Here is a 24,339-nt window from a genome sequence, read left to right on the forward strand (position 1 = left end):
TCTTTGGGCTTTTCTTCGTGCCATTCGGTATTGGTTATTAATTCTTCTCCCCCACTCCCACTTCAACTCTTAGAGGATGTTTGAAAAGTATTTTTCGTAATATCTAAAGCCTCGGAAAGCTAACCCCTCAGCAAGCCTTCCCTAGGAGAGAATAGGGGTTTCAAAGCTTCTCTCCCTGGGGGGGAGAGGTTTGGAGAGGGGTTTTTAGTACACTTTGCGACTTTTCAAACATCCTCTTAGGTAAATAAATATTGATCGTGATTCCCGTGCCTTTGAGAGTTCCTGATGAGAGTCTGTGATATGAGACCAATGCCCGGTTTGGTTGGTCGAAAAGAAACCCACGGGCTGTGGGTTTGATCTTCCCTTCCTTTACCAAAGAAACGAAGGCTTCTAAATATCTACGTATACCCTGACGGTTCTCTTGAGTAGTATTCGTATGATGCTCAATCAGCATCATAAAGAAGTCCAAGCTACGATTTTCCTGACCCTGAATCAGACTCCCCTCATCTAGAAAAGAACTTGCTATGAGCCTGCGATCAACTTGTTTAACCTTAAACAGAGTAAAGTAACGCCCTTCTTTTTTAGGATCATTCGCATAACAGACCCAAGAACCCTCTTGATTCTGTGTAAAACCTTGTTCCGCAAGGTAAGAAAGCAAAGAATTATTTGCCTTGGTTTGTGGTGGAGGTAATAAATCCTCAATAGGATCTAAAGAGCAAATCCTCTGTGTTGTTTTCCGTTGAGAAACAGCAGGAGTCTGCTGGGTATGGAAGGGTAAGGGATTTTCGTCAGACATTGCCATGCTAGACATCGCAGCCAACGCAGATACTTGAAGAGCGATCGCTCCAAATAAACGAAGAATGATATTCATGTTTTTCCTGTTACTCTTGCTGACGTTGTTAATAATCAAGTCTTGCTAAATCAGCATTGATCTAGCAGTCCTAAATCATTTGTTAAATTTAATAATTTGCCTCATTTGGTCGAGGGTAGCTTAAATTTTCACTAATAAAATAGGACTTTTATATATAGGTAACTAAGCACAAAGAAAACCAATATCTAAAGAAAACAGACAATATTGACATCTGTTTTGAACGAAAAATTGAGCTTTTTGATATTTTCACATATCCAAAAAACAATTCAGAGCGTGTCAAAAGTTCTCTATGGACTCTTGTCTAATTTTTTCCCATTACAAGAGAGTTTTATGCCTTTTTCGCTGGATTTCATAAGTTATAAAAAAGGGCTTTTTCAGCTATTTAGTATCTTATATAAGCAGAATTTCAAAAGCTCTGTGCTTTGCGTACTAGCACTTTTGGTGATTTCCTGAGTGGGTTGAATAATTTTTTGTTTTTTGGAGGTAGCACACCTAACTAGCTGTTTCAGCATGGTTTTAATTTGATGTATAAAATAATATCTACTGGCAGTAAAATAATATTACCATGACCTTGAGACATGCAAGGGTATTGTGGACAGTTGTCAAAGTTGTACACCATGAATTGTAACGACCTCTTCATTAAATTTCATGGCAAATAGGTGAGAGCCAAAGTCAATCTGTTTATAGATTACTAGTATTTGAGAATTTAATACTATTGTTCTTAAATCAATAAATTTATCTCTTAAATATAACTTGCTCATGATATAATAGGTATAAAATTATACTTAAAAACCAACCTGAGTTGTTAGTTAGGCTGTCGAGCGATCGCATCAAAGTAAGTTAAATTAGATTGCAAGTATAAAATTTCTGATTTAGCAAGCTGTTGTTGCCAGAGATATTATAAGCATCTAAGGCTCAGATTCTCAACTTCTCTAAGTGTTGATTAAGTAAGGCTATATATTGTCATGATGAAAGAGTATGCCCTAAAATTTGCTCTGTAGATAGAGGAATACCCTGAGCGAAGTTGGTATGTTTAGAAGTCGGGCCAGTAATAATTTTTGACTACAATTAAATAAAATATTAACTTGGTGTTTTTACCAGTTTTAGGAGTATGAATGTGGTATTTTTTAATAGGATTCCTTTGATGCCTTTAGTATTACTCTTATTGGCTTATACTCTCCTGGGGTGGTATCTTGCCACTAATCATATTATTTGGTTCGTAGGAGCTTTTGTGGCTGCTATGGTTATAGCTGTAGTGCAAAAGAGCATTACTTGGTTAGAGCGATTAGTTGAATTTGGCTCTCAAACCTTAATTGTGATATTATTCTTAAGTATTTCAATTGCTTTAGTAGCAACTTGGTCATTATTATTCAGTCTTTTTCTCATACCACTAGCCACTACCCTTTTAGCTGATTTGGAAATGCGCTTTTCTGACTTCAACAAGCTAGATTCATTTTGGATTTTAACAGTCATAGCAGTATTAGGTTTGGTAGTAGGTGAAGTAATAGATATTCTAATTTTTCCCAGTAGTAGATACTAATTGAAGAAGAATTCAGAAGTCAGAATTCAGGAGTCAGAATAAATCAGTCGGGGATTCAGACCCGCGACTTTCTTGTTGACCACCAAATTTTCTTGTTTTGTGGGGGTGCAAAAACGCCGGTTATTCATCCACCAGTCGGAAAGAATTCATTGCTGAATTCTGACGACTGGCGCCTTTATTCTGTTCGATAAATAAGGATTAAGGATAAAAAGAAAGAATCTTCCTTATTGCAGTATAAATCAGCTATAGGAATCCGGTTTAATTTATAAAAAAACTAGGTATTGTAGGGTGCGTTAGGATAAAGTCCGTAAAGTAGTTGTCTGTAATTTTTGACACTGATTAATCCCCCATAACCCCGCTTAAAAAGGGGAACCGGAATCAAAGTCCCCCAATTTATCTGTGGATTTGGGAGGATATAGATTTTTTTGCTACCGAGAAGAGGACTTTTCAAACATCCTCTAACTCCTAACTAATAAATGACTATCTGAGGTTGCTCAATTGTGCCATCAGGCATGATAGTATCCCGGAATTTTGTATACATTAAGTTTGTTTTCCAAAGGTTTGCCTTACTCAAGTTTGTCTTAGTTAAATTTGCCCAAGTCAAGTCTGCACCCGTTAAGTTAGCCTCAGTCAAATTAGCTTCTAGTAATTTTGCTCCGGCAAGATTTGCTCCTGCGAGATTTGCAAAACTTAAGTTAGCTTCAATCAGCGATGCTTCAATTAATTTGGCTTCACTTAAGTCTGCTTCTCTCAAATCCACATCACACAAAGAAGCACCCCAAAGATTACTACCTGTGAATTTCACCCGCCATAAGAAAGTTCCGCACAAGTTTGCTTGTGTTAAATCAGCATTTGTCAAATTGGCTTCACACAAAGAGGCTTCATACAAATTAGCTTCACGTAGGCTAGCTTGCATCAAATTTGCGCCACTTAAATTAGCACGAGTCAGAACACAGCCACACAAATTTGCACCCCGTAAATCCGCACCGATGAAATTAATACTACTTAAATCAATTCCTCTGAGGTCGATTCCCCTCAAGTCACATCCACTAAAATCCCGGCGCTGAAAATATTTGTTTGTGATTTGACTTAATATAAATTCCTGCTGATCAACATAATTTTTCATGGTATTCACCTCTGGGTGTAATTTATCTCAAAGGTCGAGTGTGATAAGTTACCGTACCTTGAGAGTACACCCCAAATGGAGATCATCTCAGTAAATAATCAAAAATAAATTGACGAAAAATCGCCAATCACCTGAAAATGCGCTTTTTCAGTGGTTTTTAAAACAAAAAATCCTGACATAAGTCAAGAAATATTCATTGAAAAAGGGACTGGGGACACTTCGACAAGCTCAGTCCCGGAGCGCCATTCCTCCACGACTTACTGCGCCGAAGTCGTGGAGGAATGGCGCGACCCGTTGAATTATGCTGTATGATTCCACTCAGGTAACAATTGTGAAGTCAGTCGTTGTCAAGGTGGGAATATTAAGCAGATTGATAAATTCGGCTCCAGTTCCTAAGCCTGCTGCATTGCCATTTTGGTTATAGTAAAGACTGCCACTACTGCGACTGTAAACCAGGAAAGCATTGCTGGTTGCAGCTAAATCATCATCGTCTACAGTCGTAAAATTAGAAGCTTGACTCAACCCATTACCCACAATACTATTCAAAGCAGTAAAAGTCTTTTTACTCAACACCAACTTATCGCTTCCAGAGGTAAAATCAGTCAGGATATCGCTACCGAAATCGCTACTAGTAAAAGCTCGTCCACTACTATACAAAAAGCGATCGCTATCAGCCCCACCTGTAAGAATATCATTTCCAGACCCACCAATTAAAGTATCAGCCCCACTTCCACCTGTCAACACATCATTACCAGTCCCCCCATTCAAGGTATTATTGAGGCTATTGCCAATCAAGCGATCGCTACCATTACCACCAACCACATTTTCAATGACATTATTAGCTGATAGGGTCAATTTCAAGTTACTATTGACTGTCTGGGTGGTAATGATGCCTAAATTCACTCGTATATCTGTAGTAGTACCATTGAAACTTAAAGAATCATTCCCACCTGTGGTAGTTTCTTGAATGCGATCGCTACCTAATGGGGTGGAAGCATTGAATGCATAAGTATCATTCCCCAGACCACCAGTGAGAATATTATTGCCACTATTACCCGTCAATATATTATTGCCACTATTGCCAGTGCCGTTAATATTGCTGGTTCCAATCAGAGTTAGATTATCGACACCATTAGCTAAGGTTGTTGTGGTACTAGCTTGTAAGGTGTTAGTGATGGGGACAGTTCCAGTAGCTGCTTGTACTTCAAATGCGCCAATATCGACTGTACCGCCAACAAGCCGCGCCAAGCCTCGTTGGTCGTAGGGAATGGGTTCTGAAGTGTTGCCATCGCCGTCAAGGTCTTGTGTATCAGCAGGAATCAAGTTGTTGTTGCCGGCGTTAATGGCTGGGCTACCAGTCAGGAGGGCATGGGTAAGGGTGATTCCGCCGTTATTTTGTAGGGGGCTGAGTCCGGGGTAAGGGTTGACGATATCTGTACCAGTGCCTACAGTGCCACTGGCTCCAGCTAGAGAGCCAATTAGATTATAATTATTGCCGTTAACTGTCCCTTGAATATCTTTGCCTGTACCCTGGTTATCATAATTACCAAAATTTCCGGCAACAATTGTGTTCTTTAAATTGGCACTGCCGTAAATTCCACCTCCTCCTAAACTGACCGCCGTATTATTGGTACCCGCCGTATTATTGGTAATTGTGCTGTTAAGTATATTTGTCACACCCGTACCATCAGAATCTATACCACCGCCAGCTGTTGCGGCACTGTTTCCACTAATTGTTGTGTTAACTAAAGCACTAGAGCCACCATTATTTGTGATACCACCGCCAGCGCTACTTGCACTATTATCACTAACTGTAGTGTTTATCAGCGTCAATGTATCAAGGTTGTAGATTCCACCTCCATCATCTGAGCTATTATTACTTATTGTGGAGTCAATCGCAACCACAGTGCCAGAGTTAAGGATACCGCCACCGCTTACGTTAGCTTGATTGTTACTGATATTAGAACCATTTTCCAAGTAGACTGTACCATCGTTGTAGATGCCGCCTCCGCCGTCATAACTGGACGATTGGTTGCCTGTAACGGTCGAATTAGACAAATCGAGAAAGCTATTATAATCAACCCTAATACCTCCACCATGAGTAGAGATATTGCCGCCTGTAACCACTACATTCTGTAAGGCTAAGGCTCCTCCAGTAAGTACATCAAAGACGCGATCGCTATTTATTAAACCTGAAGCATCAATAGTTGCTTTTTGTCCACCAACTGCCACAATATAAAGTACATTATTCCGAGTTTTAATATCTAAATCTCCGGTGAGGGCATTATCTTCATCAATCCCGTTCGATGTTAGGTTGTAAGTTGCTCCTCCTGTTAAGTCGATTTCATAGCCAGTATTCGGGTTTGCATTGGCAATTATAATCGCATCCCGCAGAGATAACCCATTAGCAGCACTGCCATCATTTTGATCGGCTGTAGTATTGACTGTCAAAATTGTAGGAGCCATTTTACATTTCCTTGATTTATTATAAAAATTATCTCAGAAAGATTACAATTATAAAAATAATTTTAGAGGTTGTTTGAAAAGTGGGTGGCTGTATCTTTGCACTTATTGATCCCCCCTAACCCCCCTTAAAAAAGGGGGGAACCGGAATCAAAGTCCCCCAATTTATCGGGGGATTTAGGGGTATCTAAAACTTTTTACTACCGATAGGAGGACTTTTAAAACAACCTCTTATAACACCACTAAATTTGTTTTCACTACTGCGCTTTTTGATTCACCTGCAACCAAATTTCTAAACTAGCAAGCAACCACAACTTCACACCATAACGACTCCAAGTATCTCCTTGATAGTTTAACCAATTACGAATAGGTAACTGGTTTAAGTAGGGGGTGATAGCCGCATTGCGATTGAGCAATAAATCTCTAGCTTCTTGCTGCCAATATTTGCGAAATCCTAACTGCACCGGCACCATCATGCCACTTTTGGGACGATGAATAATTGTGTCTGGTAAAATATCTGCGTTCGTCAAAGACGTACCGTAGGTAATCGCTTGCTTTAATACTGCTTTTTCTTCTACTCCAGAAAGCTTATACTCTGGGGGTATCTCCATGCTTAAGTCTACTAATCGTTGGTCAAACAAGGGAGAACGACCTTGTAAAAGAGCAGCTTGAGTCAAGTTACTAACTTTCGTCAGAATTTGGTCAGCACCTTTAAATTTGATGTTCATTGCCATCAACCGATTCAAATAGTTAGCTTGGGAATATAAATCTTCTTCAAAAACCCAAGGTGCTGTTTGTACTGCTTGAAAAACTTCTGGTTTTAAAAGTTGTGGTAAGTCAACAGCGCACTTTTGAAAGGAAATTAAATAAGCTTGCAATGCATCCTGATTGGTGATAGAACCATATAAACTATTAATTAACATTGGCTGATTTTTTGGCCCACCAAAACAGGGGTCGCCACCTTCACCATTTAAAACTACTTCTACACTTTTTCTCGCCAGTTGTCCTAGCAAAAGGTTGGGAACAGTCAGAGGGTCGCCAATGGGGTCATCTAAATAGGCCATTGTTTCTGGTAGACGTGACCACATATCTTTAAAAGTAATTTCTAAAATGTGGTGCTGCGTCTGACAATGGGATGCAACGAGACTGGAAAATTCTAACTCATTGGGATATTCAGCACCAAAATGAATCGAGAAGGTGTGAACAGGTGCTTTGTGGAATTTTGCCACTAAAGCAGTGATACCGCTAGAATCTAAACCACCAGAAAGAAAAACACCAACGGGTTCATTGGCTGGTGGTAAATATTCTTGAACAACTTGGTCTAGGAGTTCTCGCAAACGATCGCCATACCATGCTAAGGGTTGATCTATTGCTATAATCTGTTCTTGAAGCTGCCAATAAGCTTTAACTTTGTGGTCAGGAAACTCTAAAACAGTTCCAGGTCGAAGTTCTCGCACCTGTTCCCAAAGGGTTCGTTCTCCGGGAACAAAGGCGCAACAAAGATAATCTCGCAACGCCACCAAATCTAAATCGGATGACCGATGGGGTGATAAAGTTCTTAGTTGAGGCGCAATCCAACGAACTGAACCAGTGGTAGTGTAGTAGAGGGTACGAACACCGATGCGATCGCGAACCAACTTCAACACCTGTTTTTCCCTATCCCAAACCACGAACGCAAACATCCCCACAAGTTGGCTAAGACATTCATTACCCCATCGTTCCCAAAGATTAGCTACCAGTTGCAGATAACTTCCTTGAAAGCTGTCTGGTTCAATTCCCAACTTTTGCAGCAATTGCACTCGGTTAGTTAACCAAACATCACCAACAACAACAAATCGTCCTCCATAACTGATTGCTAATTTCTCCGTCGGAAATTCAGAAGTTGTGCGTGGTAGAATTACAGAAATTTTTTCATCTCGCCAAGCTATATCTTCATAATTTGCACCAACTGTTCCCCAAGCTACCCGCCAGGTTGGGTTAGTTTTGATAAATTCGATTTTAGGAGATTTACGATTTTTAAACGCATCAAATAGCATGGGAAATTTTCAACGCATAATCAGTAATTTTAGAGCATTGCTTCAAATTAATAGACCTCTCTCTAAACCTCTCTCCTAAAAGGAAAGAGGCTTTGAATTTTCCCCCTTGCTGCGTCGGGAAGGGGGCTAGGGGGTTAGGTCTTTTATTGGAGTCTTACTCAACTAAAAATCGCTGTAATTCCAGCATGAATCATCCTTTTTTCCAAAATGCAAGCAGATTTTATCCCTAAAACGATCGCACAAGCAAGCCAGCAAATGCGAAGTGGCTTGCTGACTTCAAAAACCTTAGTCAAGCATTATCTCAAAAGTATCCAAAAGTTAAATCCTACACTCAATGCTTTTATTACCGTTATAGAGCAACAAGCGCTAGAAACCTCGATTCAACTAGATTTAGAGCGAAGCAACGGTCAAGAACGAGGATTGTTACACGGAATTCCGATTGTTGTCAAAGATAATATTGATACAGTAGGAGTAAAAACGACAGTCGGCTCAGAACTTTTTTGCGATCGCATATCATTATTTGATAGTGTAATTGTTCAGAAGCTAAAGGCAGCAGGTGCGGTAATTTTAGGTAAGACAAATTTAAGCGAGTTTGCGGCTGACCTTTCTGGAAACAATCTTTTTTATGGACATACCTGCAACGTCTGGAACCACAACCATTCATCAGGAGGTTCTTCTAGTGGAAGCGCAACAGCAATTGCAGCTCATCTTTGTTTAGCTGGAATTGGCACCGATACTGGTGGTTCAATTCGAGTTCCCGCCAGTTGGTCAGGAGTGGTAGGACTCCGCCCAACTCACGGACTACTTAGCAATGACGGTATTTTTCCCCGCACTCCTAGTTTTGATACAGTTGGGTTTTTGACAAATTGTGTAGAAGATATTGCCATTTTACTTGATGCTGTACTCTTCCCTACATCTATATATTTAAAACAACTGTATCCTCTACCAACTAATATCAACGGTTTAAAGTTGGGCATAGTTAGTAACTATACATTTCGGGGAATTGAAGGAGAAGTTGCCAAGGCAATTTATAACGCCATATTCATCTTGAAACAACTTGGAGCGGAAATTATCACTATAAATTCTCCATTTTTAGTAGAGGAGTTTGATGAGGTGACTTACTCTACCATTGCTCTTTATGAATTCCATCAAGTTTTGCAAGCAGAATACACTACAAACCCCAATATATTTGCAGCGAAAGTGCAAAGTGACTTATCCAAAGGAGTTAAAATTTCTCGTCACAGTTACAAAAAAGCGAAGGAGAAATGGGAAAGATGCTTTTTGCAACGACAAAAACTGTTTCAGCAGGTGGATATTGTGGTGACACCCACAACACCAATGTTTGCACCTCTCATTAACGCAGATACTAAAATTTATCGATTAAATCAGCGATTTATGTTACCTTTCAGTTTTCTAGGTTTACCTGCAATATCGCTACCTTGTGGCCGAAGCAGTCAGGGTTTACCTATAGGATTGCAACTTATTGGTAATTCCTATACTGAAGCTTTGATTTTGAGAGTTGCCTTTACTTTTCAACTTGCTACTACTAGTTTCTCAAGTTCGTAGTCAGGACTTTAGTCCTTCTTTTCTAAGCACTAAAGTGCGGGAGCATCTCAATGAGTGTAAAAACACACCTACCCTGGCGAATAGAATAGAGCCTCCGGCACGCTGACGCGTAGCTTGCTTCTCCGTAGGAGTACGCGGCTATACAGACAAAACCCACCTCCGTGGGTTTCAAATTCCTAAAGTCCGTGCAGGCGGTTAGGTCTGTATTGCACTCAACAGAGAAGCGTTATAGTTGCTGTAGTATTTGGTTTGTTTCGCTACAAACGCAATCAAGCAACTTGTTTAGAATAATTAAAAATTTTTGGCAGCCTAGCGCATGACGCGAACTTGTTTACAGATTTTCGCTCATGCGCTATTTCCTTGCTCTCTACCTTCTACAATAAAGATAGACTTTATTGAGATTTGTATAGTTGGGGATCAGCTGTCATGGCTCCCGCCGTTTTCATTCAAAATTTGCAAAAGCGCTACGGCACAGTGGTTGCCGTCCAAGATGTTTCCTTTCAGGTAGAATCAGGAGAAATCTTTGGTTTACTAGGCCCCAACGGTGCTGGGAAAACTACTACCTTGCGTGCCTTGTGTACGCTGACCACACCGGATGCTGGCAAAATCGAAGTATCTGGCATCTCTGTGTTAGATAATCCGAGAGTGGCAAGACAACGATTAGGCTATGTAGCGCAGGAAGTCGCCATAGATAAGGTGCTGACTGGAAGAGAATTACTGCAATTGCAGGCAGCACTTTATCACCTAAGAGGCGCAATAGCCAAACAACGCATTGAGACAGTATTAGATTTACTCGGTTTGCAAGAATACGCCAATAAAAAGACAGGAACCTATTCTGGCGGTTTACGCAAGCGCCTAGACTTGGCTGCTGGGTTGCTCCATTCACCCGATGTTTTGGTGTTAGATGAGCCAACTGTGGGACTTGACATAGAAACACGTTTTGTGGTATGGGAATTCCTGCGAAAATTACGCGCTTCTGGGACGACGGTAGTAATTACCAGCCATTATTTAGAAGAAATTGACGCTCTAGCCGATCGCGTGGCAATTATAGATCGGGGCGTTGTGATTGCCAGTGGGACACCTTCACAATTGAAAGATCAAGTCGGGGGCGATCGCATCACCTTGCGAATCCGCGAGTTTTCCCCCATTGAGGAAGCAGAAATTGCCAAAAACCTCTTGCAATCTTTACCATTTGTGCAAGAAGCAATCATCAACAGCGCTCAAGGTAATTCCCTCAACTTGGTAGTGACACCACAGAATGATGTTCTGATCAACATACAACAAGCGCTGAATACTGCGGGCTTGCCCATATTTGGCATTGCCCAATCTCGCCCCAGCCTGGATGACGTTTACCTCGCCGCAACCGGACGCACACTGATGGATGCAGAACTGGCAGCAGTTGCCACCCGCGATCCCAAGGCTGAGAAAAAGCAGAATATGAGGTAGGGAATGGGGAATGGGGACTGGGGACTGGGAAGGAGTTTTGCCAATTCCCGATTCCCAATTCCCGATACTTCGGCTTCGCTCAGTACAAGTCCCCAATTCCCAATACTTCGGCTTCGCTCAGTACAAGTCCCCAATTCCCAATACTTAGGCTTCGCTCAGTACAAGTCCCCAATTCCCAATCCCCAATACTTCGGCTTCGCTCAGTACAAGTCCCCAATTCCCAATACTTCGGCTTCGCTCAGTACAAGTCCCCAATTCCCAATACTTCGGCTTCGCTCAGTACAAGTCCCCAATCCCCAATACTTCGGCTTCGCTCAGTACAAGTCCCCAATCCCCAATCCCCAATCCCTATGAGCGTTACTCCTAAATCTGATATCAATTGGCAACCATTAGCATCGCCACAAGCAGATGTTAATGCTGCACCTAACTTTTTCGGTGAATTGGTACAAGAGACGTTGGCTTTAACTCGTCGCTTGTTTATTCAGTTACAACGCCGTCCCTCATCTTTAGTTGCCGGAATTATTCAGCCAGTAATGTGGTTGATACTATTTGGTGCTTTGTTCCAAAATGCTCCCAAAGGGATGTTTGGCAACACAACAAATTATGGGCAATTTTTGGCTGCCGGCATAATTGTATTTACAGCCTTTGCGGGGGCGCTGAATGCGGGTTTGCCGGTCATGTTTGACCGTGAGTTCGGCTTTTTGAATCGTTTACTCGTAGCGCCCTTAGCATCACGATTTTCCATTGTTTTTGCTTCGGCAATCTTCATCATCAGCCAAAGTTTGTTGCAAGCAGCCGTGATTGTTGCAGCAGCAGCATTCTTGGGGGCTGGACTACCAGATGTAGTAGGTTTAAGTGCGATCGCTCTCATTGTCTTACTCTTAGCTTTGGGAGTAACAGCCATCTCCCTCGGTTTAGCTTTTGCTCTACCCGGGCACATTGAATTGATTGCAGTGATTTTTGTCACTAACCTGCCATTACTTTTTGCTAGTACTGCTTTGGCACCTCTATCCTTCATGCCTCAGTGGTTGCAGGTGATCGCTACCCTCAATCCTCTCAGCTATGCCATCGAACCAATTCGCTATCTCTATCTCCACAGTAATTGGGGACTAGCTAGTGTAGTCATGCAGGCTCCTTGGGGTGATGTTACCTTTGGGGGAGCGTTGCTGGTGTTGTTTAGCTTTGCCCTTGTCGCCTTACTAAGCATTCAACCCCAACTGCGGCGGACTCTTGCTTAAAAAGATAAAATGTAACAATTTTAGGGTCAAAATCCCATGAAAAAACCACTTTTACAAATTACTAGATTCTTTGTGGCTGCCTTGGCAGGAATTAGCTTTGCTTCCTTGCTTATGGCTAAACCTAGCTCGGCTCAAGTCAGCAGCCCAACAGATGCTTTTCCGAGTACTAGTTCAACAGATCAAAATACCGATCCGTTCTCCCGCTCAAACTCAGACAACTTTAATATGTTTGACCTGATTCATCGAGCGAATTTCGGGACTCTCAACTGGAATTCTGACCAACAGAACGAAGAACTAAACTCAGCCGCCGCCGCCTTTAAAGCAAGGCAACAAAGACTAATTAAAGGTCAACAACAGCAAGCAACTCCGAGTTTGCCATCGGTTACTCTACCAGTGGTTACACCACCATCAGGTAATTGAATTCAAACAAAGAACCCCAAACCCTCTAGGGTTTGGGGTTGAGACTATTTTAAAAATCCTTAGTTATCAGGGTAAAAAACTACAGCCCAAGTGCAGCTAAAATATCGCTAGCATGGGTTGTGGTATTTACCGCACTGTCAACATGAGTAATTTTGCCGTGGGGGTCAATTACGTAAGTGACGCGCTTGGCATAACCGCCGCCATCCACATCGAAAGCTTTGATGAGGGATTTGTCGCTGTCAGCCAGTAGGGGAAAATTCAAATTATATTTTTGGGTGAATGCCTGATGGGAGACTTCATCATCTGCACTCACTCCCAAGATGACGACATCTTTGCCTTGATATTTAGCTTGGGCATCCCGAAAACTACAGGCTTGTTTGGTGCAGCCTGGCGTGTCATCCTTAGGGTAAAAATACAAAACCACTGTCTTCCCGGCAAAATCAGATAAGGAGACTGTGTTGCCGTTTGTATCTTTGGCGGTAAATGCAGGTGCATCCGTACCAACTGCTAGAGGCATAATTAACCTTTCCTGTTTCAGATTGTTGATGCACTTGAAATTTTACATTAATTTATAATCATTAAATATAATTACTAAAAAATAGCATCACTATACTTTTGTTAAGCGATTTTTGGTTAAATGAGGTAGTTGGTACAAGAAAAAATATATTCTTAGATTAATTTTTATCAGAAGAAAAATTACTACCCATACACAATGCCTGCTGTTGATTCCCAAAACCCAAATATTTTTGTCTATCCTCAAAGCACAGTAGAAAGAGCCGAGCGATCGCTAGTGTGTTCACCCTTTAATGTATCTTTATTTGAAGTGATGGGACACCAGAGCGTGTCATTAACTGCGATCGCCCTGGAAAATGGACTTAAGCAGGGCTATACTAAACGCCCTTTGTCAGAATTAGCCTGTGATAACGCCTTGGGCTGGCTGATTCAAGTAGGTGTATTGCGGCGAGAAGTCGATGGTCAGGGGATTACAGATAGTTTTCGCCTCACTCCCTTGGGTCGCCAGTTAGTGGAACAATACCAGGGAAAAACTTGGCGGACTCCTTCATGGCGCGATCGTTTTTATGATGCTGTGACTCGTTGGTTGCGGATACCCTTTTAGAATAAACAACCCAAGAGTTAGGATTAGTGAATCAAAGGGAACAATATATACGGAAACATCACATCTATTCATGAAGTCTTTACCATAACTATCTAATTGAAGTTTGTGATGGGCATGGGGCATTGGGCATGGGGCATCGTGTATTAGTTCATCTCCCCCTGCTCACCTTTTATTCGCTCCTAAAAATTCACCCTGTATCTTGAAAAAACTAAGTGATAGCAACTATGAAATCAATTATGGTGGTGGGGACAACATCCCATGCAGGGAAATCACTTTTAACTACAGCTATTTGTCGCATTTTATCGCGGCGTGGCTGGCGAGTGGCTCCCTTTAAGGGTCAAAATATGGCTTTAAATGCTTATGTCACTGCCAGTGGTGGAGAAATTGGCTATGCCCAAGCAGTGCAAGCTTGGGCGGCGGGAGTCGTACCTTGGGTAGAAATGAACCCAATTTTACTCAAACCCCAAGGGGATATGACCTCCCAAGTAATTATCAAAGGTAGGTCTGTAGGCAAAGTGAGTGCCTCAGATTACTACGAGCAATATTTTGAACTGGGGTGGCGGACAATTGAAGAATCGCTACAGCATTTAGGAACAGAATTTGACATGGTGGTTTGTGAAGGTGCCGGTAGTCCAGCAGAGATTAACCTCAAGCACCGCGATTTAACTAATATGCGGGTGGCAAAACATTTAAATGCGCCAACGATGTTAGTAGTTGATATTGACCGGGGTGGTGCTTTTGCCCATGTCATTGGCACCTTAGAGTTATTAGAACCGGATGAACGCGCCTTAATTAAGGGTGTAGTAATTAATAAATTTCGAGGACAGCGATCGCTCCTCGATCCGGGGATAAAATGGTTGGAAGAACGCACGGGTATCCCTGTTGTCGGTGTTATACCCTACTTAGAAGAAGTGTTTCCAGCAGAAGACTCCCTTGATCTGCTAGATCGTCAATCGTCGAATAAAGCCCAAACTGACCTCAATATTGCCGTCATCCGCTTACCCAGAATTGCCAATTTCACTGACTTTGACCCACTAGAATCAGAAAGTACTGTTTCCGTGAAATACTTAAGTCCTAAGCAAGATTTAGGACATCCTGATGCCGTAATTATTCCAGGTACAAAGACCACAATTGCGGATTTGTTACTCCTGCAAAAAAGCGGTATGGCAGAAGCTATCCAACACTATGCTGCTTCTGGCGGAACGGTTTTAGGTATCTGCGGCGGCTATCAAATGCTCGGTCAAATCATTGCCGATCCAGAAGGTATAGAGGGACAAGCTGGCAGATTTCAAGGGTTAAATCTTTTACCAATCAGAACTGTGATTACAGGACAAAAAATTGCCCGTCAGCGCCAAGTTAGCTCAAATTATCCCCAACAGGGCTTACCAGTTAATGGCTTTGAAATTCACCAAGGGCGATCGCGCATCGAACAGCAAGGTATAGATCCTCAATCCTACCATGCCCTATTTGACGATATTAATTTAGGGTTGGTAGATAGTTGTCAATCAGTGTGGGGTAGTTATCTGCACGGGCTTTTTGACAATGGCCCTTGGCGACGAGCTTGGTTAAATCGCCTCCGTCAACAGCGCGGTTTAAAATCTTTGCCCACTGGTGTTGCTAACTATCGGGAACAGCGAGAGCAGATTTTGGATTCTTTAGCTACTGAAGTTGAAAGCCATTTAGACTTAACTCCGTTTTTGTCTTAAGCTAAAGTGCGTTGAAATGTCATTAGTCATTAGTAAATAACCAATGACTAATGACAAATAATAAAACTAAATTAAATAAGTAATATTGATGATTGTTCGTGTCCACTTTTTACCAGATGATGTCACAATAGATGCCGAAGTGGGAGAAGCCATATTAGATGTAGCAGACCGGGCTGGGGTATTTATTCCCACCGGTTGTCTCATGGGGTCTTGTCACGCTTGCACCGTCGAATTAGAGGATGGAGAAATCATCCGCGCTTGTATCACCGCAGTACCACCACGCGAAGAATTGACGATTAATTTGTTTAGTGATCCAACTTGGTAATGTCGCTCCTGTTATCATCATTACAGCACTTCCGGCGGCTATGAGGTACATCCTCAAAGCTGAAAGCTATGATAGCAGAGGGGCAAGAGGAAAATCGTATTGCATAATAGCCGGAAGCGCTGTAATTGCTTCTTGGTAGGATTCCCTGATTTTCCAGGACAATGCTGGCAGACTCATGGGGATACTTATGAGTTAGCTGTGGCAAATGGAATTGAAGCTTTAGAGTCTCTAATTATTGGTTACGAAGCTGTGGGTGATCCACTTCCAGAACCAACAGTAAGTAGAGTGGGTTAACGCAATTGATTAGGTTGTAACTAATGCAGAACAATTTGCGCGATCGCGGCTTACTTTGGTTAAAATATTATTTTTAATTAAAAAATCCATATTTTTCCATTAAGCAGTAAGAAACTTTTACACATTGTTTCCTACTGCCTATTTTTAGATCAATTAGCTTTAACATTCAGCGCGTATTCTTTAAACCTTTCCAAATCAGCTTGAATCGTCGATTCAACTATCCGCCCCAAAAATAAGTTATCCATAATTTTGCCAAGAATACCGGGGATAGCGTAGGAAATGGTCATTTTAACAATGCTACTATTGTTGCGATCGTAAAAGCGAATCGCTCCCTGATTTGGCAAACCGTCAATCGATTCCCATTGGATAATTTGGTTGGGAATAACTTTGAGAATTCGAGATTTCCAAGTAAATTCTAAACTGCCCGTCTTTAATTTCCAAAGAGATATATCGGGATTATCTGGCGGAATTTTCACCGAATCAATCCACTTCATCCACCGGGGCATTTGCTCCAAATCAGACCAGAGGCTCCATACTAAATCTATGGGAGCCTCTACTTCTACCTGTACAGTATGCTCTAACCAATCTGACATCTCTATTTCTTCCTTCTCTACGAGACGCTTTGCGAACGCGTTCTTTGCGCCCTTCGCGGTTCGTTATCTCTTGAAACTCTCCAAAATCACTTTTGCCGCACGTCGTCCAGAAATAGTAGCACCTTCCATGCTGTCGATGTAATCTTGCTGAGTATAACTCCCAGCAAGGAAGAAATTATCTACTGGTGTTTTTTGGTTGGGACGGTACGCATCCATCCCTGTTGCTTCTCGGTAGAGAGACTGAGCAAGTTTTACCACACTGTACCAAGTCATATTTAGCTCCCGCGACGAGGGAAACAGTTCATGAACTTGCTTGAGGACATGTTGCGCGATCGCTTCATTACTTTGGGTAATAAACGGATCTCCCGGTGTCAGCACTAGCTGTAACAAAGATCCCTGTCCTGGGCGATAATAATCAGCAGGGCTAGTCAAGGCCAAATCGGCAAAACAAGAAAAGTCAGCATCGGCTGTGTAAAGTAAATTATCAATTCCCGCCGCATGATTTAGCTGTTTACGTTCCTCTCCATCGTTCAGTTCCGTTACCCAACCATCGAAGCGTAACTGCACTGTCGCCACTGGTACTGCATTCAGTTTGTAAATATTGTCAAATTCTGACCACTTACGCCACTCCTGGGGTAGGATGCGTTGAATTCCTGGAAGATCACAGGCAAAAACGTAAGCATCAGCAGTGATAGTTTCTACGGTATCACCTTGGGCAACTGCTATCCCAATGACGCGGGTTTGTTGGGCTGACTCTGTAAACTGAATTTCCCGCACTTGCCGACGCGTGTAAATTTTGGTGCCTCTAGCTTCCAAATATTCCAGAATAGGCTTGTGTAAATACTCCGATGGAGAACCTTCCAGCATTCGCAAAACTGAAGCTTCAGTTCTGACTGCAAATAACTGGAATATCGTTAACATACAACGGGCAGACATATCTTCGCAATCAATAAATCCCAATGCGTAGGCGATGGGGTTCCACAGGCGCTTAATACTGCCATTACTCCCACCGTGACTGCGGAACCAATCGGCAAAGCTAACTTTATCTAAATTGCGGATGGTTTTCATCGCCCCGTTAAAGTCTACCAATCCGCGAACTATGGGACTAGTACCCAAAGCGATCGCATTTTGCAATTTATCCTGCAAGGATAGTTGGGAAGTGGTGAAAAATGCCTTTAAGCCATTGAAAGGCGCACCCGTAAGGAAGCGAAAATCTAAAGCACCAGTGCCCCCCCCTTTGTTAATAAAAGTGTGGGTATGTTCCTTGAGGCGTAAGTTTTCTAATACCCCCACTTTCTTCATCAAGTCAAATAGTTCGTAGTAGCACCCGAAAAATACATGCAACCCCATTTCTACATGGTTGCCATCTCCATCAACCCAACTGCCAGCTTTACCACCCACAAAGGGGCGAGACTCAAAAATCTCGACTTCACAACCAGCATCAGCTAGATCTACTGCGGTTGCTAGTCCAGCCAGTCCCGCACCTACGATTGCAACACGCATTCCGTCGTTCCTTTTCAGTTTCTTTACAGATTGTAACTGGGTTGGTGTCGGAATTTGCTACTTAATATCAACTCCACCAGCATATTCAGGCTGGGCAATGTCGATACTAAAATCTCTTTGATTGCTTCTTTTAGTCCCGACAAATGATCAGACGCGAGAAAAACGCGTCTGTATCAGTCTTGTCTATTGTGGCGGACTCAAAAAAGTATCATAGCTATTTTTTCGGTGGTAAAGCATTTATCTGGATAAGTTGTGAAAGCATCTTCATCACCTATCTGCTGTCATCGGAGACAGGCAAACTTCTAATCAGTTCACGAATCACATCGGTTGCCGGTCTACCCGTTTGTTGGCAATATTTTTCTAGCTTTTCCGCTTCTTGTGTTGCGAGATTGACTGTTATACGTTTAACGGCCCATTTTTTATTTGTCATTATCATGCTATTTGCTGTATATTTTAGATGATCGAAAGAATCTAAGTCAGGAGGAGACCGATAACATTATCAGAGTTTGTCTCACGAAACAAGTAATACCATTGATATTAAAAATATTCATTTTGTCAAAGTATTCATCATTTTATGAAGAAATTAAAAGACCCAAGTTTATTTGTTACTATTGTGACAGTGAAAAAAGCACATAGTTGATTTGGAAGATAATAACCCTACTAACAGCATCAGTAAACCCTGACAATTAAATTTGATAAATGAATTTGAGACACCTACTGTTGACTCAATCAAGATTTCCAAAGTTATTTTCCATTGAAAGCATTTGACCTTCTCTCTTAACTAAGTTCGCCAAATCCCCTTGGAGAGAACATTCGGTACAACACCAGAAAATAAAGCTTCCGAATCATTATCATGCTGAAATGCTGGCTGACAGGCGGGTTAGAGTGGTGTGTATAGAGCGTGAATAGTCCTTATAAACTAGGCAAAAAGCGATCGCTCTAGAACAAACACCCATCTGCACTCATTGCTGTAACCAAGAAGTTAAGAGCTATTTGAAGGGTGATCAATTTTGGCTTACCTCGATCAAGCTGATTGCTTTTCGATGCCAATATAGTAGCCGCAAAAAAGGTCTCAAAACTCAGTCTACTGGGTGTCGATAGCCAACTATTTTGGTAAAATTTGACAGTATTATCTGTAATTTCACACAGATGAATTAACCCAGAATAGGTGTGATGTTAGTTGACTGTTGCCGATAATATTTTAGTTTTGTTTCATGCTTTTAAACTAACTTTCATCAAGATAAAATAGGATCTTGCATATTTTTTATCTTCCCTCTAGCGATATAGGTTAATTTCAAATCAGCGATTTTTCCCATTGCTCCTATTCATCTATTTGGAGGTGATATCAATCATCCTTAGCAAATTATGGGGCTAACAATTAGACGGCAAAGATTGTTCTCAGATTTAAACTAAGAGATAAATTACTGGCAAGAAAGGTTGGAGTTACAATCATCTATTATTTGGTATATATATCCATGAAGTTAATTGTATATCTCAATCTTTTTCGGTAGTTAATTTATTATAGCTATGATTTATGCACTTTAAATAATCTTCATTTAGAGACTAAGTAAGCTATTTTTCGTTATTTGTAAAAAAAATACAAAGAAAATATATATATCTGAACTTTTGCTTGATGATATTGATATGTGACAAGATGCTAAAGTCAAAAATTTGTTCAAAAAAGATTCCGATATCTAAGAGGATGTTTTAAAAATCCTCTAGGCGGTAGCAAAAAGTTCTAGATCCCCCTAAATCCATGCCACTTGATGCCAGTCCGCTCAAGTCGGGAAACTCGCCCACGCGGCTGGCTCCTCTACTTGGGGAGACCCCATCGCTTTTAGCGTCTCCCCTTGGGAGAAGACCGCAGTGGCTCCCCTTAAAAAGGGGGACTTCAATAAGTTTCCCCCCCTTTTTAAGGGGGGTTAGGGGGGATCGAAAAGTGCCTAAAATCACACCCAACGACTTTTCAAACAACCTCTAAGTGCGTTAGCTAGATTTGATTAAACCAAACTTGCAGATAATTTTTTATTGCGTATCTCGTAACTTTTTATACGAACAAAATAATTAGAAAACTATGAGAATACACGTACTTCATGAAATTTAGGTAAAGTTAACTTCTAAACATATACATGAACGTGGATTGCAATGTGCCGCGAACTGATATCATGTCCGCATAATTAGTTAGGGTAACCACAGTCATTACACCCCATACACCAGATGCAACAACAGTGGCTCGCAGCCCAACGTACTGGCTCCCCTTAATCCCCTCCCGGCTCTTCGGGAGCAAAGATAAAGCATCGCTTTGGCGGGGTGGGGTTCTTGGGGTTTAATAAGCAATAGACATCTCCAGAAATTAAATATGCGTTACCCAGAACCCTTGTAGAGACGTAGCACTGCTACGTCTCTACAAATGTCTAATCAAGCGGATCTGATATGAGAGGTACGCAAACGAACAAGGATGAAGAATCTTGAGTATTTTTACTTCACCGGAGACGCTCCGGCTCCGGCTCGGCTCAACACTAAGTTGTTAAAGAGAAGAGGTGTAAACCTTAAAAAGTAAACCTTCCCCTTTTCCTCTGTGAAATGCAGTTTCAGTCAAGATGTAAATCAAATACATATTGACTTAAATTGTCGTACCCACAATTTGAGATTGAGGATTGTGGCAATTGGTGCAACTATTCAAATTTAAGTTGGGGCATCAGTTGGAGAGTGCCAATACCTAAATCTTTAGGTGAAAGCGATGCCTACGGCGGGCTTTGCCTACGCGCCTCAAACAAAGCCATCATATCTTTTAACTGAGGATTGCCACCGGAGGCTCCCGTTAGTCCTTTGGCAATGATTAAGCCACAGTAGCCCTGAGTATTTTTACAGCGCTGATTCCACTTTTTCCGGGCTTCTACATGAATCGGATCTTCATCTAAAAATTCACCAAATAGGAACAATTCGCCATTTTTAGTTTGTAATAAACCGAGGTCGTAGCGATCGCCATCGAAGGGGTTCGCACCTGGATTAAAGCAAATTGCTCTCAGTCCGCCTGCTGTTTCAATTCTTTCAATTACAGTCTTGGCTTTGGGCCGGGAAGTTTGAATTAAAATCACCGGCAAACCGTCACCCACTGGTTTGATTTCACCAGCCTGATGGTATGTGACTCCTTTTCGCAGAGACTCCAACATTTCCCAGGACACCACACCCAAGCTAAGAAAGGAATCTTCTGGTATTAAGTCATCTTGCAATGATTGGAAATCAAGGTTGTCAATATCGGGATCATCGTCATCAAAGCCTACCATTTCCTCTAATTCTGCTGCTAACTGCGGCATGCTAGAGACTGTCACAGGCAGAGATTTAGTTGATTCTTCCGACTGAGGTAGAGAAATACGATAGCGACGGCTGAGGGGAGGGAAGATATCTTCATGAAGTTGGCGACGGTGATCGCGAATAAAGCGGATTAGGCTTTCGAGTGCAACAAACATTACCAGTGCTTCTTCGTCATACAAAACAGACCGTAGTCCTTCTAAGGGGTGGATATTACCGAAGGTGGGGTCAATTTCTGATAATGGCAGATCCGCCAAATCATCTTCTTCATCCTCATCATCATCGGTTTGATCAGCACTCTCAAAAGTCAGAAACAGGCAATCTTGTTTGAGAAACGCTTCTTCTAGATGCTCCGTTGATTCTTCATCTGTTAAAACTGCGGCGCGAAACTGTTTTAAAGACTCTTCTGAGCGATAAAACAAAATTCCATACTCCATTCCCAGCATTCCCATAACTGAGGCGTAGAGTTTGCCAACATCCCACTTATTAATCTCAATTGATAAAATTTGCTGTTCTTCCAAAAATTCCCAAGGTGCTGCTTGCCAAATTGCAAATGCTTTCTCTCGCAATATCTGTGCATATTGTGGGGGTAAGTCGGGGGTTTGACTATCGAGGAGATCGGCAAATCCGCGAAATAGTTCGTCAATTAAAGGTAGTTCTGGTGCGTAGTCAATGGCGATATCCAAATCTTGTAACACCCCCCGCAGGTAAAATTGGATCTCGCGGTCTTTGACTACAATTCTTTGGGGTCTAGCAGGTCTTGCTGGACTCTGGGGATGCTCCATTGCTTGCATTAAGGTACGAACTATTGCTTCGGGTCCGATCTCTGAAGCTACCACGTCCATTCCTCGAACAATACCTTGGGAGTAATCTACCCAAAGAATGCATTCTCCCTTTGCCTCTGGGTCTGAGAACTGGTTTGGTGATGACAACGGACGGCGATCGCCCTCCCATACAGAAGGAATTTGAGCTAATTTCTTCAAGCGACGACTGGTAGAGCGATTAAAACTTGTCATAGAGATCAAAAGAAGCAATTTGGAAGTAAACTTTGGGGGATAACTAGCCTCGAATTAAATTTTTCTGGCTGCACCTGAAGGGTGGTTGCTTCTGTTGCTGCCGCAAGGCTTGAACTAGGGACTGGGGATTGGGGACTAGGGATTGGGGACTGGGAAGATTTGGATGGGGATTCAGACTCCAACCAAAACAATCAAGGAATTTCTTCCCAGTCCCCATTCCTCCACAACTTGCTGCGCCGAAGTTGGGCAATCCTGGCGCAACCTGTTGAACTTCAAGAATACCGGATGTAGAAACACAAAGAGTCTCTCAATTCTAGAATAAAAATATTTGGCTGCTTTTAACGGAGTGTTTACAATTTGGTATCTAGCGGCTTAGATGTCGCTAGAATGAATACAAAAACACTCAACGGGCAACCCAGAGGCATTAATCAGCCGATACGGGGTAATGCTGACACTAATTAAGGAGTTAAAAAGCAGATGACACAAGCAATTCAGGCTCAACAACGCGGAATTCTGTTGAGCGAATCCGCATTGCACCAGGTAAAATCCCTCCGGGACAAGCAAGGGACAGATTTCTGCTTACGGGTAGGAGTACGTCAGGGTGGCTGTTCTGGGATGTCTTACATGATGGACTTTGAAGACACTAGTAAGATCACCCCAGAAGATGAAGTTTTTGACTACGATGGCTTCAAAATTGTCAGCGATCGCAAGAGTCTTTTATATCTCTACGGCTTAATGCTCGATTATAGCGATGCCATGATTGGCGGTGGCTTTCAATTCACTAACCCCAATGCTAACCAAACTTGCGGTTGCGGCAAGTCATTTGGGGTGTAATATAGTCCTTTGTCATTTGTCCCTCATCATTTGTCGTTGATCATTTGCAGCTGCCTAATGACCAATGACCAATGACTAATGACTAATGACCAATGACCAATGACCAATGACTAATGACCAATGACTAATACAGTTGAATCCCTATTTGATACAGGTTTAGAACGCTATAAAGCTGGAGAAACAGTAGAATCTTTAATCCCTGTGTTTAAAGAAGTGTGCGATCGCGCTCCGAAAACTAGTGCTGCTTGGGTTTGTTTAGCCTGGTTATATCTACTCGATAACAAACCCAACTTAGCTTACAAAGCTGCACAGAAAGCAGTCAAGTTAAACCCACAAGATCCCCAGGCGAGAATAAATCTCGCCTTAGCAATGCTGGAAACAAAGCAAAAAGGTTTGCGGGAACACATTGACATAGCACAGCAGCTAATTTTTGTCAATGAAGAATGGCAGGATGAAATAAAAAATAGTATTGACGACGGTTTAAGTAGAAAACCAGATTGGCAGAGTTTGACAAAAGTCAAAAATTGGCTGTTTGAAAAATGAGGGTGGGGAGTGGGGAGAAATCAATTCAAAATTCAAAATTCAAAATTCAAAATTGAAGAACTCCTGCTTCCTGTTTCCCAATGCCCCATTCCCAATGCCCCATTCCCCACTCCAATGATGAAAGATAAATTGTTAAATTGGCTAAACATGGTTTTAGTCGCAGATGTTTTTTTGGTTTTGTTTGGCTTTGGCTGGTTAGTGATCGCTGCGATCGGTGATGCGGCGGGAGTAAACCTGGGTTTGGATTTGTGGCATAAACTGTGGCAACCCTTGTTTAATCCAGCGATCGGCATTCTTATGGGCGGTGCCATTCTTAGCGGTATTATCAGTTGGGTTTCCAAAAAATTTCTCTCTAGTCAATAGACTCGGGACTGGGAATTAGGGACTGGG

At 42.0% G+C, this 24,339-nt stretch carries 21 protein-coding genes and 1 pseudogene; 13 read left to right on the forward strand and 9 right to left on the reverse strand.

The window, feature by feature from the left end:
* Nucleotides 1-160: 160 nt before the first annotated feature.
* Nucleotides 161-871, reverse strand: a complete 711-nt coding sequence (locus V7K50_RS26280) for a hypothetical protein (protein WP_334965267.1) — start codon at nucleotides 869-871, stop codon at nucleotides 161-163.
* A gap of 1,111 nt (nucleotides 872-1,982) precedes the next feature.
* On the opposite strand from V7K50_RS26280, the gene V7K50_RS26285 reads away from it, so the two are divergent.
* Nucleotides 1,983-2,411, forward strand: a complete 429-nt coding sequence (locus V7K50_RS26285) for a hypothetical protein (RefSeq protein WP_334965269.1) — start codon at nucleotides 1,983-1,985, stop codon at nucleotides 2,409-2,411.
* A 469-nt stretch (nucleotides 2,412-2,880) separates the two neighbouring features.
* Here the strand turns inward: V7K50_RS26285 and V7K50_RS26290 are convergent, their stop codons facing one another.
* From V7K50_RS26290 to V7K50_RS26300, 3 genes are all read right to left on the reverse strand, one after another.
* Nucleotides 2,881-3,537, reverse strand: coding sequence for a pentapeptide repeat-containing protein (locus V7K50_RS26290; RefSeq protein WP_334965271.1), 657 nt, complete (start codon nucleotides 3,535-3,537; stop codon nucleotides 2,881-2,883).
* 318 nt (nucleotides 3,538-3,855) lie between these two features.
* The gene (locus V7K50_RS26295; RefSeq protein ID WP_334965273.1) at nucleotides 3,856-6,003 is read right to left on the reverse strand and encodes a beta strand repeat-containing protein; all 2,148 of its coding nucleotides are present in this window, start codon (nucleotides 6,001-6,003) and stop codon (nucleotides 3,856-3,858) included.
* Nucleotides 6,004-6,257: 254 nt separating this feature from the next.
* Complete coding sequence (locus V7K50_RS26300; protein ID WP_334965275.1) at nucleotides 6,258-8,036, reverse strand: asparagine synthetase B family protein; 1,779 nt, start codon at nucleotides 8,034-8,036, stop codon at nucleotides 6,258-6,260.
* Nucleotides 8,037-8,243: 207 nt separating this feature from the next.
* Between V7K50_RS26300 and V7K50_RS26305 the strand changes: the two genes are divergently transcribed.
* From V7K50_RS26305 to V7K50_RS26320, 4 genes are all read left to right on the forward strand, one after another.
* On the forward strand, nucleotides 8,244-9,602 hold the full coding sequence (locus V7K50_RS26305) for an amidase (RefSeq protein WP_334965277.1): 1,359 nt from the start codon (nucleotides 8,244-8,246) through the stop codon (nucleotides 9,600-9,602).
* A 426-nt stretch (nucleotides 9,603-10,028) separates the two neighbouring features.
* Nucleotides 10,029-11,048, forward strand: a complete 1,020-nt coding sequence (locus tag V7K50_RS26310) for an ABC transporter ATP-binding protein (protein WP_334965279.1) — start codon at nucleotides 10,029-10,031, stop codon at nucleotides 11,046-11,048.
* A 350-nt stretch (nucleotides 11,049-11,398) separates the two neighbouring features.
* Nucleotides 11,399-12,286, forward strand: coding sequence for an ABC transporter permease (locus V7K50_RS26315; protein ID WP_334965281.1), 888 nt, complete (start codon nucleotides 11,399-11,401; stop codon nucleotides 12,284-12,286).
* Between the two features lie 36 nt (nucleotides 12,287-12,322).
* A complete protein-coding gene (locus tag V7K50_RS26320; protein WP_334965283.1) occupies nucleotides 12,323-12,706 on the forward strand; it encodes a hypothetical protein in 384 nt (127 codons plus the stop codon).
* A 79-nt stretch (nucleotides 12,707-12,785) separates the two neighbouring features.
* Here the strand turns inward: V7K50_RS26320 and V7K50_RS26325 are convergent, their stop codons facing one another.
* Entirely contained in the window at nucleotides 12,786-13,223 is a 438-nt protein-coding gene (locus V7K50_RS26325) for a peroxiredoxin (protein WP_334965284.1), read from the reverse strand.
* A 195-nt stretch (nucleotides 13,224-13,418) separates the two neighbouring features.
* Here V7K50_RS26325 and V7K50_RS26330 point away from each other — a divergent pair, with 195 nt between their 5' ends.
* From V7K50_RS26330 to V7K50_RS26345, 4 genes are all read left to right on the forward strand, one after another.
* The gene (locus tag V7K50_RS26330; protein ID WP_334965285.1) at nucleotides 13,419-13,823 is read left to right on the forward strand and encodes an Npun_F0494 family protein; all 405 of its coding nucleotides are present in this window, start codon (nucleotides 13,419-13,421) and stop codon (nucleotides 13,821-13,823) included.
* A gap of 224 nt (nucleotides 13,824-14,047) precedes the next feature.
* Nucleotides 14,048-15,529 carry a cobyric acid synthase CobQ gene (cobQ, locus tag V7K50_RS26335; protein ID WP_334965287.1) on the forward strand — a complete coding sequence of 494 codons (1,482 nt, stop codon included), beginning with the start codon at nucleotides 14,048-14,050 and terminating at the stop codon, nucleotides 15,527-15,529.
* Nucleotides 15,530-15,617: 88 nt separating this feature from the next.
* Nucleotides 15,618-15,854 carry a 2Fe-2S iron-sulfur cluster-binding protein gene (locus tag V7K50_RS26340; protein WP_334965289.1) on the forward strand — a complete coding sequence of 79 codons (237 nt, stop codon included), beginning with the start codon at nucleotides 15,618-15,620 and terminating at the stop codon, nucleotides 15,852-15,854.
* 99 nt (nucleotides 15,855-15,953) lie between these two features.
* Complete coding sequence (locus tag V7K50_RS26345) at nucleotides 15,954-16,148, forward strand: type II toxin-antitoxin system HicB family antitoxin (RefSeq protein ID WP_334965291.1); 195 nt, start codon at nucleotides 15,954-15,956, stop codon at nucleotides 16,146-16,148.
* Nucleotides 16,149-16,297: 149 nt separating this feature from the next.
* On the opposite strand, the gene V7K50_RS26350 is transcribed toward V7K50_RS26345, so the two are convergent.
* The 4 genes and pseudogenes from V7K50_RS26350 to V7K50_RS26365 form a co-directional block, all read right to left on the reverse strand.
* Nucleotides 16,298-16,741 carry an SRPBCC family protein gene (locus V7K50_RS26350; protein ID WP_334965293.1) on the reverse strand — a complete coding sequence of 148 codons (444 nt, stop codon included), beginning with the start codon at nucleotides 16,739-16,741 and terminating at the stop codon, nucleotides 16,298-16,300.
* Nucleotides 16,742-16,804: 63 nt separating this feature from the next.
* Complete coding sequence (gene zds, locus V7K50_RS26355) at nucleotides 16,805-18,244, reverse strand: 9,9'-di-cis-zeta-carotene desaturase (RefSeq protein ID WP_334965295.1); 1,440 nt, start codon at nucleotides 18,242-18,244, stop codon at nucleotides 16,805-16,807.
* Between the two features lie 271 nt (nucleotides 18,245-18,515).
* Nucleotides 18,516-18,680, reverse strand: coding sequence for a CopG family transcriptional regulator (locus V7K50_RS26360; RefSeq protein WP_334965297.1), 165 nt, complete (start codon nucleotides 18,678-18,680; stop codon nucleotides 18,516-18,518).
* 2,239 nt (nucleotides 18,681-20,919) lie between these two features.
* Nucleotides 20,920-22,572: pseudogene (locus V7K50_RS26365) on the reverse strand (DUF6930 domain-containing protein).
* 81 nt (nucleotides 22,573-22,653) lie between these two features.
* On the opposite strand from V7K50_RS26365, the gene V7K50_RS26370 reads away from it, so the two are divergent.
* The 4 genes from V7K50_RS26370 (at nucleotide 22,654) to V7K50_RS26385 (ending at nucleotide 24,312) form a co-directional block, all read left to right on the forward strand.
* Nucleotides 22,654-22,863, forward strand: a complete 210-nt coding sequence (locus tag V7K50_RS26370) for a hypothetical protein (protein ID WP_334965299.1) — start codon at nucleotides 22,654-22,656, stop codon at nucleotides 22,861-22,863.
* A gap of 186 nt (nucleotides 22,864-23,049) precedes the next feature.
* Nucleotides 23,050-23,406, forward strand: a complete 357-nt coding sequence (locus tag V7K50_RS26375; RefSeq protein ID WP_334799170.1) for an iron-sulfur cluster assembly accessory protein — start codon at nucleotides 23,050-23,052, stop codon at nucleotides 23,404-23,406.
* 120 nt (nucleotides 23,407-23,526) lie between these two features.
* Entirely contained in the window at nucleotides 23,527-23,949 is a 423-nt protein-coding gene (locus V7K50_RS26380; protein ID WP_334965301.1) for a tetratricopeptide repeat protein, read from the forward strand.
* A gap of 117 nt (nucleotides 23,950-24,066) precedes the next feature.
* Nucleotides 24,067-24,312, forward strand: a complete 246-nt coding sequence (locus tag V7K50_RS26385; protein WP_334799070.1) for a hypothetical protein — start codon at nucleotides 24,067-24,069, stop codon at nucleotides 24,310-24,312.
* The last annotated feature ends 27 nt before the right edge of the window (nucleotides 24,313-24,339 follow it).

The organism is Nostoc sp. (assembly GCF_036917135.1).
Taxonomy (GTDB): domain Bacteria; phylum Cyanobacteriota; class Cyanobacteriia; order Cyanobacteriales; family Nostocaceae; genus Nostoc.

Coding starts and splice junctions, on each gene's coding strand:
- V7K50_RS26280 (WP_334965267.1), bottom strand. CDS start 871: ATGAATATCATTCTTCGTTTATTTGGAGCGATCGCTCTTCAAGTATCT.
- V7K50_RS26285 (WP_334965269.1), top strand. CDS start 1,983: ATGAATGTGGTATTTTTTAATAGGATTCCTTTGATGCCTTTAGTATTA.
- V7K50_RS26290 (WP_334965271.1), bottom strand. CDS start 3,537: ATGAAAAATTATGTTGATCAGCAGGAATTTATATTAAGTCAAATCACA.
- V7K50_RS26295 (WP_334965273.1), bottom strand. CDS start 6,003: ATGGCTCCTACAATTTTGACAGTCAATACTACAGCCGATCAAAATGAT.
- V7K50_RS26300 (WP_334965275.1), bottom strand. CDS start 8,036: ATGCTATTTGATGCGTTTAAAAATCGTAAATCTCCTAAAATCGAATTT.
- V7K50_RS26305 (WP_334965277.1), top strand. CDS start 8,244: ATGCAAGCAGATTTTATCCCTAAAACGATCGCACAAGCAAGCCAGCAA.
- V7K50_RS26310 (WP_334965279.1), top strand. CDS start 10,029: ATGGCTCCCGCCGTTTTCATTCAAAATTTGCAAAAGCGCTACGGCACA.
- V7K50_RS26315 (WP_334965281.1), top strand. CDS start 11,399: ATGAGCGTTACTCCTAAATCTGATATCAATTGGCAACCATTAGCATCG.
- V7K50_RS26320 (WP_334965283.1), top strand. CDS start 12,323: ATGAAAAAACCACTTTTACAAATTACTAGATTCTTTGTGGCTGCCTTG.
- V7K50_RS26325 (WP_334965284.1), bottom strand. CDS start 13,223: ATGCCTCTAGCAGTTGGTACGGATGCACCTGCATTTACCGCCAAAGAT.
- V7K50_RS26330 (WP_334965285.1), top strand. CDS start 13,419: ATGCCTGCTGTTGATTCCCAAAACCCAAATATTTTTGTCTATCCTCAA.
- cobQ (WP_334965287.1), top strand. CDS start 14,048: ATGAAATCAATTATGGTGGTGGGGACAACATCCCATGCAGGGAAATCA.
- V7K50_RS26340 (WP_334965289.1), top strand. CDS start 15,618: ATGATTGTTCGTGTCCACTTTTTACCAGATGATGTCACAATAGATGCC.
- V7K50_RS26350 (WP_334965293.1), bottom strand. CDS start 16,741: ATGTCAGATTGGTTAGAGCATACTGTACAGGTAGAAGTAGAGGCTCCC.
- zds (WP_334965295.1), bottom strand. CDS start 18,244: ATGCGTGTTGCAATCGTAGGTGCGGGACTGGCTGGACTAGCAACCGCA.
- V7K50_RS26360 (WP_334965297.1), bottom strand. CDS start 18,680: ATGATAATGACAAATAAAAAATGGGCCGTTAAACGTATAACAGTCAAT.
- V7K50_RS26375 (WP_334799170.1), top strand. CDS start 23,050: ATGACACAAGCAATTCAGGCTCAACAACGCGGAATTCTGTTGAGCGAA.
- V7K50_RS26380 (WP_334965301.1), top strand. CDS start 23,527: ATGACTAATACAGTTGAATCCCTATTTGATACAGGTTTAGAACGCTAT.
- V7K50_RS26385 (WP_334799070.1), top strand. CDS start 24,067: ATGAAAGATAAATTGTTAAATTGGCTAAACATGGTTTTAGTCGCAGAT.